Origin of the sequence: Streptomyces sp. NRRL S-495, assembly GCF_000966955.1 — a bacterium.
Classification (GTDB): Bacteria; Actinomycetota; Actinomycetes; order Streptomycetales; family Streptomycetaceae; genus Kitasatospora; species Kitasatospora purpeofusca.
On the sequence record NZ_JZWY01000316.1, the window covers coordinates 1 to 12,857 of the forward strand.

10 protein-coding genes are annotated in these 12,857 nt (G+C 74.9%); 7 read left to right on the forward strand and 3 right to left on the reverse strand.

Annotation, left to right across the window (positions count from 1 at the left end; all coding sequences use genetic code 11):
* The first annotated feature begins 106 nt into the window (after positions 1-106).
* The 4 genes from VR45_RS17430 (at position 107) to VR45_RS17445 (ending at position 4,678) form a co-directional block, all read left to right on the forward strand.
* Positions 107-1,108, forward strand: coding sequence for a segregation/condensation protein A (locus VR45_RS17430; RefSeq protein ID WP_045940694.1), 1,002 nt, complete (start codon positions 107-109; stop codon positions 1,106-1,108).
* 284 nt (positions 1,109-1,392) lie between these two features.
* Positions 1,393-2,049: an SMC-Scp complex subunit ScpB gene (gene scpB, locus VR45_RS17435; RefSeq protein ID WP_045940699.1), complete on the forward strand. Its 657-nt coding sequence runs from the start codon at positions 1,393-1,395 to the stop codon at positions 2,047-2,049.
* 63 nt (positions 2,050-2,112) lie between these two features.
* A complete protein-coding gene (locus VR45_RS17440) occupies positions 2,113-3,477 on the forward strand; it encodes a pseudouridine synthase (RefSeq protein WP_045940695.1) in 1,365 nt (454 codons plus the stop codon).
* Positions 3,478-3,694: 217 nt separating this feature from the next.
* The gene (locus VR45_RS17445; protein WP_052709161.1) at positions 3,695-4,678 is read left to right on the forward strand and encodes a hypothetical protein; all 984 of its coding nucleotides are present in this window, start codon (positions 3,695-3,697) and stop codon (positions 4,676-4,678) included.
* Between the two features lie 20 nt (positions 4,679-4,698).
* Here VR45_RS17445 and VR45_RS17450 read toward each other — a convergent pair whose 3' ends face one another.
* The 3 genes from VR45_RS17450 to VR45_RS17460 are packed head-to-tail and all read right to left on the reverse strand — an operon-like array spanning position 4,699 to position 8,980.
* On the reverse strand, positions 4,699-5,061 hold the full coding sequence (locus VR45_RS17450) for a DUF952 domain-containing protein (RefSeq protein WP_045940696.1): 363 nt from the start codon (positions 5,059-5,061) through the stop codon (positions 4,699-4,701).
* 55 nt (positions 5,062-5,116) lie between these two features.
* The gene (locus tag VR45_RS17455; RefSeq protein ID WP_078896608.1) at positions 5,117-6,757 is read right to left on the reverse strand and encodes a DUF4139 domain-containing protein; all 1,641 of its coding nucleotides are present in this window, start codon (positions 6,755-6,757) and stop codon (positions 5,117-5,119) included.
* Positions 6,758-6,760: 3 nt separating this feature from the next.
* Complete coding sequence (locus VR45_RS17460) at positions 6,761-8,980, reverse strand: DUF4139 domain-containing protein (protein WP_234326014.1); 2,220 nt, start codon at positions 8,978-8,980, stop codon at positions 6,761-6,763.
* 376 nt (positions 8,981-9,356) lie between these two features.
* Between VR45_RS17460 and VR45_RS17465 the strand changes: the two genes are divergently transcribed.
* The 3 genes from VR45_RS17465 to der form a co-directional block, all read left to right on the forward strand.
* Positions 9,357-10,442 carry a prephenate dehydrogenase gene (locus VR45_RS17465; protein ID WP_045940697.1) on the forward strand — a complete coding sequence of 362 codons (1,086 nt, stop codon included), beginning with the start codon at positions 9,357-9,359 and terminating at the stop codon, positions 10,440-10,442.
* Between the two features lie 225 nt (positions 10,443-10,667).
* Positions 10,668-11,387 carry a (d)CMP kinase gene (cmk, locus tag VR45_RS17470; protein WP_030396107.1) on the forward strand — a complete coding sequence of 240 codons (720 nt, stop codon included), beginning with the start codon at positions 10,668-10,670 and terminating at the stop codon, positions 11,385-11,387.
* Positions 11,388-11,557: 170 nt separating this feature from the next.
* Positions 11,558-12,857: ribosome biogenesis GTPase Der (gene der / locus VR45_RS17475; protein WP_045940698.1), on the forward strand; the 1,300-nt coding region annotated here is incomplete at its 3' end.

Sequence of the window (12,857 nt, forward strand, 5' to 3'; positions counted from 1 at the left end):
CCGGGCCGTGCGGCGGCCGTACGGGCGGCTGCGGGGCCGGAGGGGACCGGCGTGTCGGCGGCCCCGGTGCGGGCCGGCCGGTGCTGCCGGGCGAAGATGGACCGTCATGCCGAGCACGTCCGAGAGCCCCGTCGTCGCCCAGGCCGCCGCCGTCGCTGCGGCGGAGCCCGGCGCGTCGGCCGCGGTGGGCGCGGTGGGCGCGGTGGGCGCCGGCGGCGAGGGCGGAGCGGGCGGGCCGGGTGCCGATGGGCCGCAGGGCGGCTTCCGGGTCCGGCTGGACAACTTCGAGGGCCCGTTCGACCTGCTGCTGAGCCTGATCGCCAAACACCGGATGGACGTCACCGAGGTGGCGCTGGCGACGGTCACCGACGAGTTCCTCGCCCACATCCGGGCCATGGGACCGGACTGGGACCTGGACGCGGCGACCGAGTTCCTGGTGGTCGCCGCCACCCTCCTCGACCTCAAGGCGGCCCGGCTGCTGCCCGCCGCCGAGGTCGAGGACGAGGAGGACCTCGCCCTGCTGGAGGCGCGAGACCTGCTCTTCGCCCGGCTGCTCCAGTACCGGGCCTACAAGCGGGCGGCGGCGCTGTTCGGCGAGCGCTGGGCCGCCGAGCTGCTCCGGCGCCCGCGCAGCGTCGGCCTGGAGCCCCGGCACGCCGCGCTGCTGCCCGAGGTCGTGATCAGCATCGGCACCGAGCGCTTCGCGCAGCTCGCCGCCCGGGCGATGACGCCCAAGCCCGCGCCGGTCGTCTACGTCGACCACATCCACAGCCCGCCGGTGAGCGTGCGCGAGCAGGCCGGTCTGGTGGTCGACCTGCTGGCCGAGCTGGGCGAGGCCACCTTCCAGCGGCTGGTCGAGGACGCCCCGGACACCATGGTGGTGGTCGCCCGCTTCCTGGCGCTGCTGGAGCTGTACCGGGAGCGGGTGCTGGCCTTCGAGCAGCCGGACGCGCTCGGCGAGCTGGTGGTGCGCTGGGTGGCCGAGGCGGACCGGGGCGCGATCGAGGTGACGGACGAGTTCGACCGGCCGGCGGACGAGGCGGCTGCGTCGTCGCGGGCATCGGCGGCGTCGGCGGCGTCGGTGAAGGGCGAGGAGGACGGGCGATGACGGTCGGGAACGGCGAGGCGGGCGGTGGACGGCCGGCCAGGCGGGCGCTGGGGGTGCCGGGGCAGCCGAGGGCCGAGGAGTGGCAGGAACCGGCGCCGAGCGTCCTGGAGGACGGTCCGATGACGGTTCCCGGGGCCGTCCCCGCGGTCGTGGCCGCCGTCGCGGCCGTGGCGGTCGAGGTGGCGCCGGTGGAGGTGGTGCACCAGAAGTCGGCCCCGTCGACTTCTCCGGCGGACTCTCCCGAGGACCTTGCCGACGATTTTCCGGAGGATTTTTCCGAGGATCTGCCCGGCGGCCTCCCGGTGGAGGACGGGCCGGGGCTGCGGGCGGAGCTGGAGGCGATCCTGATGATCGTCGACGAGCCGGCCGCCGAGGACCACCTGGCCGCCGTGCTGGAGCGCCCGCGCGCGGAGGTGGCCTCGGCCCTGCGCGGGCTGTCCGCCGAGTACACCGCCCAGGGGCGGGGCTTCGACCTGCGGCAGGTGGCCGGGGGCTGGCGTTTCCACAGCCGCGCCACCTGCGCCCCGGCCGTCGACCGCTTCGTCCTGGACGGCCAGCAGGCCCGTCTGACCCAGGCGGCACTGGAGACCCTGGCGGTGGTCGCTTATCGGCAACCGGTGTCCAGATCGCGGGTCTCCGCCGTCCGCGGTGTGAACTGTGACGGCGTGATGCGTACCCTGGTACAGCGAGGACTGGTGGAAGAGGCCGGATCCGAGCCCGAAACAGGTGCGATCCTGTATCGGACGACGAACTACTTCCTGGAACGGATGGGGCTCCGCGGCCTGGACGAGCTGCCGGAGCTCGCCCCGTTCCTGCCCGAGGTCGACGACGTGGAAGCGGAGTCCCTGGAGGGCACGATGATCGCGGAGGCGGTCGCCGCCGCTGCCGCGAAGGCTGCGGACGGCAGTGGCGAGGCCGGTCGGGCTGCGCCTGATCGGTAGGGGGCGGTGAGGTCGGCCGAAACGACCGCACAGCCCAGACGGTAACGACGTACGGACACTTTGATGCGTAGCAGTGGCAACGGCAGGAACAGCAGCGGCGGCGGCAGCGGTCGCGGCGGACAGGGCGGGGGCCGGGGCGGCTCCTACGGGGGCGGCTCGGGCCGCAGCGGCTCGGGAGAGCGCGGGGGTTCGTACGGCGGTGGCTCCGGTGCGGGTCGCGGTGGCGCCGGTGAGCGTGGAGGTTCGTACGGCGGTGGCTCCGGCTCGGGCCGTGGCGGCTCCGGTGCGCCCCGCGGTGGCTCCGGTGCGGGTCGTCCGGGCTCCGGCGCGGGCCGTCCCGGCTCCGGCTCGGGCTCGTACGGCCGCCGTGACGACCGACGGGACGACCGGCGCGACGACCGGCGCGACGACCGCCGTGACGACCGCCGTGACGACCGTCGCTTCCCGGACCGCCCGCTGCGGCCCGAGGAGCGCAGGTACGACCGTCCCGAGTTCGGCGGCGGCCCCAACGCCACCCCGGCCCGCGGCAGCTACACCGGGCGCCGGCCCAGCCCGGCCCCGCGGCCGCGCCGTGAGGGTGCGCCCGCTCCGGGCGACCCGCGGCGCCAGCCGCAGCGTTCGCGCGAGCTCCAGGCCCGGATCGAGGACGCGGTGCTGGCCCGCCACGACAAGCCGGCCGTGAAGCTGCCGAAGACCTTCGGCGAGCCCGAGGGCGAGCGACTGCAGAAGGTGCTGGCCCGGGCCGGCATCGGCAGCCGCCGCGCCTGCGAGGAGCTGATCGACCAGGGCCGGGTCGAGGTCAACGGCAAGCGCGTCACCGAGCAGGGCAAGCGCGTCGACGCGCAGAACGACGAGATCAAGGTGGACGGCCTGACCGTCGCCACCCAGTCCTACCTGTTCTTCGCGCTGAACAAGCCGGCCGGCGTGGTCTCCACCATGGAGGACCCGGACGGCCGCCAGTGCCTCGGCGACTACGTGACCAACCGGGAGACCCGGCTGTTCCACGTCGGCCGCCTGGACACCGAGACCGAGGGCATCATCCTGCTCACCAACCACGGTGAGCTGGCGCACCGCCTCACCCACCCCCGGTACGGCGTGACCAAGACCTACCTGGCCGCCATCCAGGGCCCGATCCCGCGCGACCTGGGCAAGCAGCTCGCCAAGGGCATCGAGCTGGAGGACGGCTACGCCCGCGCCGACAGCTTCAAGGTGATCTCGAACGTCGGCAAGAACTACCTGGTCGAGGTGACCCTGCACGAGGGTCGCAAGCACATCGTCCGCCGGATGCTGTCCGAGGCGGGCTTCCCGGTCGAGAAGCTGGTGCGCACCCACTTCGGGCCGATCGCGCTCGGTGACCAGAAGTCCGGCTGGCTGCGCCGGCTGACCAACCCCGAGGTCGGTCAGCTGATGCGCGAGGTCGGGCTGTAACACCCCGACCCCCGGTCCCCGGAGGGCCTCCCCGCCGAGTGGCGGGGAGGCCCTCCGTCGTTCGGCGGATCTGCTGTGAAGCGGACCGCATCGTGGGGTGATCACCTTGTCAGCCCGGTGATCCGTGGCCGAGGATTGCCACCTGACCGCGACCAGCCGGGTGGCGGGAGTGCGCCACCCGGTGCGGGGGGCGAGAGGCGAACGGGGGAGCGACGCCGTGTCCGATGCACCACTCAGCGCTCTGGGACTGGCCGGGCCGGACGGGCGGGTCTACGCGGCGCTGGTGGCCAACCCGCAGTCCACGGCCGAGGACCTCGCCGGGCTCTGCGACCTGACCCCCCAGCAGAGCCTGCGGGCCCTGGACCGGCTCGCCCAGCAGGGCATGGCCACCCGGGCCCCGGTGGACCGCCAGCGCTTCCTGCCGGTCGCCCCGGACGTGGCGATCGGCACCCTGATCGGCCACCGGGAGTCCGAACTGCGGCACGCCCGGGCCGAGATGCACCGGCTGATGGACGCCTTCCGGGAGGCGTCCCGGTACACCGACCCGGCGCACTCGGTCGAGGTGCTGACCGGCGGCGAGGCGATAGCCCAGCGGTTGGAGCACATCACCGGGACCAGCCAGTACCAGATCCGCGGCTTCGACTGCCCGCCCTACATCCAGGACCCGGTCGCCAACATTCCGCTGCAGCGGCAGCGGCTGGGGGAGGGCGTGCGGTTCCGGACCATCTACGACCGGGAGGCGGTGGCCTGGCCGGGCCGGCTGGAGAAGAACATCCTGGCCGGTGTCGCCGACGGGGAGGAGGCCAGGGTCAGGCCGGTGCTCCCGATGAAGATGGTCATGTCGGACGACCGGATGGCGATCATCCCGATCAGCGTCGGCGACAGCGTCCTCGACGCCGCCTATGTGATCCACCCCTCGGCACTGCTCCAGGCCCTGGACACGCTCTTCGAGGCGGAGTGGGAGCGGGCCGTCCAGCTGCAGGCCGCGATCGGCACCGGGGACGGGGCACTGGAGCCGGAGGCCGACCACCGCAAGCTGCTCGGCCTGCTGGCGGCCGGCCTCACCGACGAGTCGATCGCCCGCTCGCTGGGCTGGAGCGCCCGGACCACCCAGCGCCGGCTCCAGTCGCTGATGCGCGAGCTGGGTGCCACCACCCGCTTCCAGGCCGGGATGGCGGCCCGGGAGCGGGGCTGGTTGTAGGGCCCTCGGCCGGGCGGGCGTCAGCTCCAGGGGGAGAGGGACGCCCAGCGGCCGTCCGGGCCGCGCTCGACCTTCTCCAGGCCGACCACGGCCGTGCGGTTCAGCCGCCCGTAGATGTGCGGGAACAGCACCCCGGGAGTGGCCCCGGGCGGCGGTGCGCCGTTCGGGGCCTCCCACTTGACCATCGGTTCCACCAGTGACTCCTCGATCAGCAGCACCATCAGGGGTCCGCGGGTGTCGGCGAAGAAGGTGTTGGCCACGGCCAGCGCGGTCGGCTCGTCCGCCGAGCAGTGGATGAACCCGTCGGTGAGCAGCGAGGCGGTCGCGTACGGCCGCCCGGGGTCGGCCAGCCAGTCGTCCAGGGGAGCGAGGTGCAGGATCATGCTCCTGTTGTACCTGCTCCGGCCGGGCCCGGACGGGCGCCCGGGCCGCCGCCGCTCACAGGCCGGCCACCTTGGAGGAGGCGGAGATCTCGTACACCAGGGTCAGCGTGCGGCGGGCGCCCGGGCCGAGCGGGACGTCCCAGCGCACGATGCCCTCGGCGTCGAAGGCGTCCGGCACGGGTGAGCACTCCTCCTTGCGCAGCCGCACCTCCACCGCCGCCACCTCGGAGACCGGCACCCGTTCGCGCACCGCGACCAGCTGCTCGTCCCGCTCCTCCGGGCCGGAGAACCGGGACAGGTGCAGCCGCACCGTGCGGGTGGTCACCGAACGCTGGCTCAGGCCCGCGGTGGACCGGCGCTCCTCGGTCTCCCGCACCACCCGGTAGCCGTCCGAGCTGCCGAAGGACAGCTCGGTGTCGGCGCCCGCCGCGGTGAACGGCAGCTGCCCGCGCCCGGTGAATCCGCTGCCGCGGACCAGCTCGACCGGCCCGGCGAGCAGCGGGTGGCCGGCCGTGTTGCGGAACCGGACCACCTGGGTCACCAGCGGCGACAGCTCCGGCGCGCAGCTGAACTCGCTGTGCGCCGGACCGTCGAAGGCGGCCAGCGGCACCCGGTGCGCCTTGCCGTCGGACGGCACGGTGGCCGGGGCCGGGGCGTTCAGCACCCGCACCTCGCCGCCGTCGTCCACGCCCGGCACCACGCCGTCCGGGCCCAGTTCGGAGATCGCCTCCTCGCGCAGCTCGACCTCGACGGCGCGCTTCTCCTCGCTGGTGCGATCGCGCAGTGTCAGCACGTCCTCGACGAGCGCCGGCGGCTCGGTGGCCAGCGCCGACCGGGCGGTGGAGAAGGTCAGCCGGGCCCCGTCCCAGGACTCGCCGGTGCGCTGCCAGACCACCGCCTCGGACTCCAGCCGCAGCACGCCGTCGGCCAGGGTGGCGCGGTAGGACGGCCGCCACAGGGCGCACGGCACCAGGTGGTGCACGGTGAGCCGGGCCGGGCCGGCCGCGGCGGCCTCGACGGTGAGTTCGAGGTGGGCGACCAGTTCGGCGGGCCGCTCCTCGGACTCCTCCAGGGCGCCGAGTGCCGCGGCGCGGTCCACCTCCAGCCGGCGCAGCCGGACCCGGGCGGCACGCAGTTCCTCGCCGTGCTGCTCGCGGCCGGTGTCGACCCGGTCCAGCTCGCGGTGCCAGCGGGTGCGTTCGACCTCGCCGGCGCCGGCGCCCTCGCCGACCTCCCGCAGCAGATCGGTGCTGAGCTGGGCGAGCAGGGCCAGTCGGGCCTCCAGCCGGTCGGTCAGCCGCTCCTCCTCGCGGATCCGGACCTCCAGCGCGTGCAGCCGGTGGCGCAGCTCGGAGTCGTCCGGGCCGGGCGGCAGGGGTGCGTGGGGCGTCCAGGCGCGGGTGATCCGGGCGTCCAGGACGCGTACGCCCGGGGTGTCCGACTCGGCGCGCAGGGTGCGGTCGACGGCGAGGGCGGTGAGCGGGCCGAGCCGCAGCCGCTGGACGCCGGCGGTCAGGTCCAGGGAGGCGGTGCGGCCGATCCGGGCGCGGTCCTCCAGGCAGGTGACGGTGGTGACGGGAAGGGGCGTGACGGGGTGCGGGGTGGTGAGGGCGGGGGCGGTGGTGCCTGGGGCGCCTGGGGTGCCTGGCCCCGGGGCGCCCGCGCTCGCGGCGCCGGGGAGGGGGGTGACGGTCATCGTTCAGTTCCTCCGGTTTCCGCCGACGATGGCCTTTCCGGCCGGGATTCTGATCTGGTAGCCGCCGTCCAGCTCGGCCCGGCCGCCCGGCGGCAGGTCGACCCGCCGGAGCCGGGTGCCGGGCGGGCACTCGGGGGACGGTTCGTCCGGTGCGTGCCAGCCGGGCCGTTCCTCGATCCGGACATCGGCGTCGGAGCTGACCGGTACCCGTTCGCGGACCTCGACGGTGACCGGGCGGCCGAGCCGGTTGGCCAGCTCGACGCGTACCCGGTGGTCGAGCACGGTGCTGCTGTTCAGCATGCCCGCGGTGGACTCGTGCAGCTCGGTACGGCGCGTCACCTCGACCGACTCGGCGACACCGATGCCCAGTCGGCGCACACCGCCGGGGGCGAGCGTGGGCAGGGCCCCGGTGAGCAGGAACTCGTCGTCGACGGTCACCTCGACCGGACCGGCGAGCACGGCGCGGGCGGTGCCGTTGGTGAGCACCAGGGTCGCGTAGACCCGCTCCTCGACCGCGGGCACGGCGACGTACTCGGGCCGGACGCTCACCGCGATGTCGTCGATCGTGACGGTGTGCCAGGTGCCGTCGGACGGGATGTCGGCGGGCGCGGCGGCGTCGAAGCGGTGGTCGAAGGAGCCGGCCGAGACCCGCGGCGGTGCAGCGGCATCGGGAGGCGCTGCAGCCGGGCGCCGTACGGGCCGACCGCGGTTCGGATGCCCGCACCCGGACGGAACGCGCGGTGCAGGGTGCCGCGCCGGTCGGTGTCGCCGTCCGGGCCGAGCAGTTCGAGCACGGGGTAGTCGAGCAGCCGCTCGTCCGGGACCGGCGGTCCGGGCGGGGGCGCGAACGGGGCGGGCGCGCCGGCGAGGAGGAAGTCGGCCTCCTCGGCGGTTCCAGCGCCCTCGGCGGTGTAGCCCTTGCGTACGCGGCGGGCCTCGGGCGGCAGCGGCACCCCGCCGTAGCCGGCGAACCCGGACGGTTCCTCGGCCGAGCGCAGGCCGCCCTGGGTGCCGCCACGTGCTGCGGGGCCGGCCGGGCCGAAGCCGCCCGGGGCCTGGGGGGCCGGGGCGGGGAANCGCCGGGGCCGGGGGCGGGGGCGGCGCGGCGACGGTCGGGCTGACCGGGACCGGCACCGCGAGCGGCGCCCCGGGGGACCGGAGCGGGCGGTCCGGCACCGGGCGCGGGCCGACCGCGTCGTAGGCCGAGAACAGGTCGGACAGCCCGGCCGGGGGCTCGCGCCAGCCGGAGGGCGGCGGGGCGGGCTGGCTGCGGCCGATCCGCAGCGAGCGCAGCTTGGGCAGGTCGGTGCGGCGTTCCAGGTCGGCGGTGGAGAGGGCGAGGCGGACGCCGGTCCAGTCCTCGTCGGTCTGCTGGGCGACGGAGGCGCGCAGGACCAGGCGGCCGGTGTCGTCGCCCTGGCGGTAGGACAGCCGGTAGGAGGGCACCCAGCGGGCGGCCTGGACGGTGTACTCCAGCTCGATGTCCAGCTCGGGGGCGGTGCGGTCGGGGGCGGTGCGGTCAGGTGTGGTGCGGTCGGGTGCGGCGGTGAGGGTGAGGAGGGCGGTGGTCGCGGTCGTGATCGCCTGCTGCGGGTCGGCGGTGGTCGCGCGAGCGATCCGGTCGGCGAGCAACTCGGTCTCGTGCTCGGCGAGTTCGATGTCCCGGGTGAGCAGCTCGGCGCGCCGGTGGAGTCGTTCGAGGCGTTCGTCGACGAAGTCGGCGAGTTCGAGCCAGGCGTCGGCCGGTGTACGGCGCAGCGGTTCGTCGCGGCGGCGGGCCGGCGGGACGGCGCGCAGCGCGGTGGTCTCGGCGACGGTGGCGAGCACCAGCCGGAGGCGTTCCCGCAGCGTGCTCTCGTGCTCCCTGGCCGCGTCCAGCCGCAGGCGCAGTTCGGGCAGCTCGGAGGGGTCGCGGAGTTCGGCGACCGCCTCCAGCCGGGCCCCGGTGACGGCGGTGCCGGCCGGGCCGGAGAGGACCCGGGCGCGCAGCGAGCGTTCGTCGAGTCTTCCGGGCAGGCCGGTCAGCCGGACCCGCCCGTCCGGGGGCAGGGCCACCCGGGCCCGGCGGCGGCAGACCGCGCCGGCGGCGTGGACGACGACGGAGTCCAGGACCGAGGGGACGGTCGGGACAGTGGTTCCTCCTCCGGTGTTCCCGGTGGTGGAACCGGTGGTGGTGCTGTTGTCCTGCGGTTGATGCTGGTCGCTGCTGTGCTGATCGTTCACCCGGCCAACCCCTTCGTCGCGTACCTTCGGCGCCGAGCGCGCGCCGAGCCTTCTCCCGGGCGGCCCATCCTGCCGTGTGCCCGTTCCCGCGTCCCCGGTTTTCCGTCGTGCGTGGCGTGCGGGCGGCCGCGCTCGGTCGGTGCCGTCCGGTCGGTGTTGTGTGTGGGGGGCGGTGCCGGGGGGCGGGTGGTGCGGGTCCGTGTGAGTGGGGACGGCGGCGGGGCCCGGTGCGGTTGCGGGTGGCGGCCGCGTGGGCGGTGGCGATGGGGGAGGATAAGGCGGACCCCGGTCCGCGGTTCTGTTCCGCGTGGTTCCGTGCCGGCCGGTGTCGCCCCGTTGCTGTTCCGTTCCGTTCTGTGAGGAGAGCCACCCCGCCATGCGCACAGCTGTCGTCGTCGGTACCGGACTCATCGGCACCTCCGCCGCGCTCGCCCTCACCGGACGGGGTCTGACCGTCCATCTGGAGGACGCCGACCCGGACGCCGCCCGCACCGCCGCCTCGCTGGGCGCCGGCACCACCGAGCCGGCCGACGGCCCGGTGGACCTGGCGATCATCGCCGTCCCGCCCGCGCTGGTCGGCAAGGTGCTCGCCGACTGCCAGCGCCGCGGCCTGGCGCAGTACTACACCGACGTCGCCAGCGTGAAGGACGGTCCGCGGGCCGAGATCGCCGCGCTCGGCTGCGACACCGTCCACTACCTCGGCAGCCACCCGATGGCCGGGCGGGAGCGGTCGGGCCCGCTGGCCGCCCGCGCCGACCTGTTCGAGGGCCGGCCGTGGGTGCTCACCCCCACCCCCGACACCGACACCGGGACGCTGAACGCCGTCCTCGAACTGGTCGCGCTCTGCGGGGCGATGCCGATCGTCATGGACGCCGCGGCCCACGACCGCGCGGTCGCCCTGGTCTCGCACGCCCCCCAGCTGCTCTCCTCGCTGGTCGCCGCCCGGCTGGAGCACGCCGACGAGACCGCCATAAGGCTCTCCGGCCAGGGCGTCCGGGACGTCACCCGGATCGCCGCCTCCAACCCCGCGATGTGGGTGGACATCCTGTCCGCCAACGCGGGCGCGGTGGCGGACGTGCTGGCGGAGTTCGCGACCGACCTCGGCGAGACCGTCACCGCGCTGCGCGCCCTGCAGGCCGCCGAGGAGGCCGAGCGGCGGAGCGGCGGAGCGGGCATCGAGGCGGTCATGCGGCGCGGAAACACCGGCCAGGCCCGGATCCCGGGCAAGCACGGCGCACCGCCCACCCGCTACGAGACCGTCGCCGTCGTGCTCGGCGACCAGCCCGGCGAGCTGGGCCGGCTGTTCGGCGAGGTCGGTGCGGCCGGGGTCAACATCGAGGACGTCGTGATCGAGCACTCGACCGGCCAGCAGGTGGGCTTCGTCCAGCTGGCGGTGGCGCCGGGTGCGGTCCGGCCGCTGACGGCGGCGCTGCGGGCGAGCGGGTGGAGCGTCCGGGACTGAGTGCCCTGCGGTTCCGGGACCGAGTGCCCTGCCGGCCCGGGGCCCGACTCGGTTGCCGGGCCGGTTTCCCGGTCCGGGGCGGGGTGGACGGGGGGCTCGGCACCGGCGGGGCCGGGTCGGGCGTCGGTCCATTAACCTTGAGGGAGACAATCCCCGGCTGCCCCGTAGATCCGGGCTGCCATGCTCAGAGATCAGAGATCCCAGCTCCAGAGAGAGGTTCGCGCCGTGGACACTGCCGACCGAGCGCACGCCCCGGTCGTCGTCGCCATCGACGGACCCTCCGGCTCCGGCAAGTCGACCGTCTCCCGGGCGGTCGCCGCCCGGCTGGGCCTGAGCTTCCTGGACACCGGTGCCATGTACCGGGCGATGACCTGGTGGATGCTGGCCAACGACATCGACGTGGCCGACCCGGAGGCGGTGGCTGTCGCCTGCGGCAAGCCGGTGATCGTGTCCGGCACGGACGCGGACGGTCCGACCATCACGGTCGACGGCCGCGACGTCTCCGGCCCGATCCGCGGTCCCGAGGTGACCGCGCAGGTCAGCGCCGTCTCCGCGGTGCCGGCGGTGCGCGCCCGCCTGGTCGAGCTGCAGCGCGGCTGCGCCGGCGTCGCCGAGCGCGGCATTGTCGCCGAGGGCCGGGACATGGGGAGCGTGGTCTTCCCGACCGCCACCGTCAAGGTCTTCCTGACCGCGTCGGAGGCGGCCCGGGCCGAGCGCCGGGCGACCGAGCTGCGGGCCAAGGGCCTGGACGAGGCGACCATCACCGCGATGGCCGCCGACCTGGCCCGCCGGGACGCGGCGGACTCCTCGCGGGCGACCGCGCCGCTCACCCAGGCCGCCGACGCCGTGCTGGTGGACACCAGCGAACTCACCCTGGAGCAGGTGATCGACCGGATCACGACGCTGGTCGAGCAGCGGGCCGGAGCCGCGCTCTCGACGGTCTGAGACCGGCCGGACCGTTCGGTCCGGCTCCTCGACCGGAACTTCCGGCAAGAACTTTCTGACAACAAGCGGGTGCCGTGGTGGCACCCGAACCCACTCGCGCTGCCCCGGAGGGGCAGGTACGCACGGCGCGTCCCTGGGAAGGGCCGCACCGGGAAACGGACAGTACGAACATGACCGCAGAGCACACCTCCGCCGGCCCCGGCGAGCTGGACGCCGCCGACTACGCCGAGTTCATGGCGCTCGCCGCCGAGGAGGGCTTCGACCTCGACGACGTGGACGGCTTCGGCGACGGCAGCCACGCGCCGCTTCCGGTGCTGGCCATCGTCGGCCGCCCGAACGTCGGCAAGTCGACCCTCGTCAACCGCATCATCGGCCGTCGCGAGGCCGTCGTCGAGGACAAGCCCGGCGTCACCCGCGACCGCGTCAGCTACGAGGCCGCCTGGAACGGCCGCCGCTTCAAGGTCGTCGACACCGGCGGCTGGGAGATCGACGTCCTCGGCATCGACGCCATGGTCGCCGCCCAGGCCGAGCTGGGTATCGAGCAGGCCGACGCGGTGCTGTTCGTGGTCGACGCCACCGTCGGTGCCACCGACACCGACGAGGCCCTGATCAAGATCATCCGCCGGGCCGGCAAGCCGACCGTGCTCTGCGCCAACAAGGTCGACGGCCAGTCCACCGAGGCCGAGGCCGCCTACCTCTGGTCGCTCGGCCTGGGCGAGCCCTACCCGGTCTCCGCCCTGCACGGCCGCGGCTCCGGCGACCTGCTCGACGCGGTGATGGCCGCCCTGCCCGAGGCCCCGCCGCAGACCTTCGGCGACGCCGCCCCCGGCGGCCCGCGCCGGGTCGCGCTGATCGGCCGGCCGAACGTCGGCAAGTCCAGCCTGCTGAACAAGGTCGCCGGCGAGGACCGCGTCGTCGTCAACGAGCTGGCCGGCACCACCCGTGACCCGGTCGACGAGATGATCGAGCTCGGCGGCAAGACCTGGAAGTTCGTCGACACCGCCGGCATCCGCCGCCGGGTCCACATGACCGCCGGCGCCGACTTCTACGCCTCGCTGCGCACCTCCGCCGCGCTGGAGAAGGCCGAGGTCGCCGTCGTCCTGATCGACTGCAGCGAGACCCTCGCCGAGCAGGACACCCGGATCATCACGATGGCCGTCGAGGCCGGTCGCGCCGTCGTCATCGCCTACAACAAGTGGGACCAGCTCGACGAGGAGCGCCGCTACTACCTGGAGCGCGAGATCGAGCGCGACCTCGTCCAGGTGCAGTGGGCGCCGCGGGTCAACGTCTCGGCCAAGACCGGCCGGCACATGGAGAAGCTCGTCCCGGCGATCGAGACCGCGCTGCAGGGCTGGGAGACCCGGATCCCGACCGCCCGGCTGAACGCCTTCCTCGGTGAGCTGGTGGCCGCCCACCCGCACCCGATCCGCGGTGGCAAGCAGCCGCGCGTCCTGTTCGGCACCCAGGCGG

What these genes read in the sequence shown, in the direction of transcription:
- VR45_RS17440 (WP_045940695.1), top strand. Translation starts at nt 2,113, where the DNA reads ATGCGTAGCAGTGGCAACGGCAGGAACAGCAGCGGCGGCGGCAGCGGT.
- VR45_RS17430 (WP_045940694.1), top strand. Translation starts at nt 107, where the DNA reads ATGCCGAGCACGTCCGAGAGCCCCGTCGTCGCCCAGGCCGCCGCCGTC.
- VR45_RS17455 (WP_078896608.1), bottom strand. Translation starts at nt 6,757, where the DNA reads ATGACCGTCACCCCCCTCCCCGGCGCCGCGAGCGCGGGCGCCCCGGGG.
- VR45_RS17465 (WP_045940697.1), top strand. Translation starts at nt 9,357, where the DNA reads ATGCGCACAGCTGTCGTCGTCGGTACCGGACTCATCGGCACCTCCGCC.
- VR45_RS17450 (WP_045940696.1), bottom strand. Translation starts at nt 5,061, where the DNA reads ATGATCCTGCACCTCGCTCCCCTGGACGACTGGCTGGCCGACCCCGGG.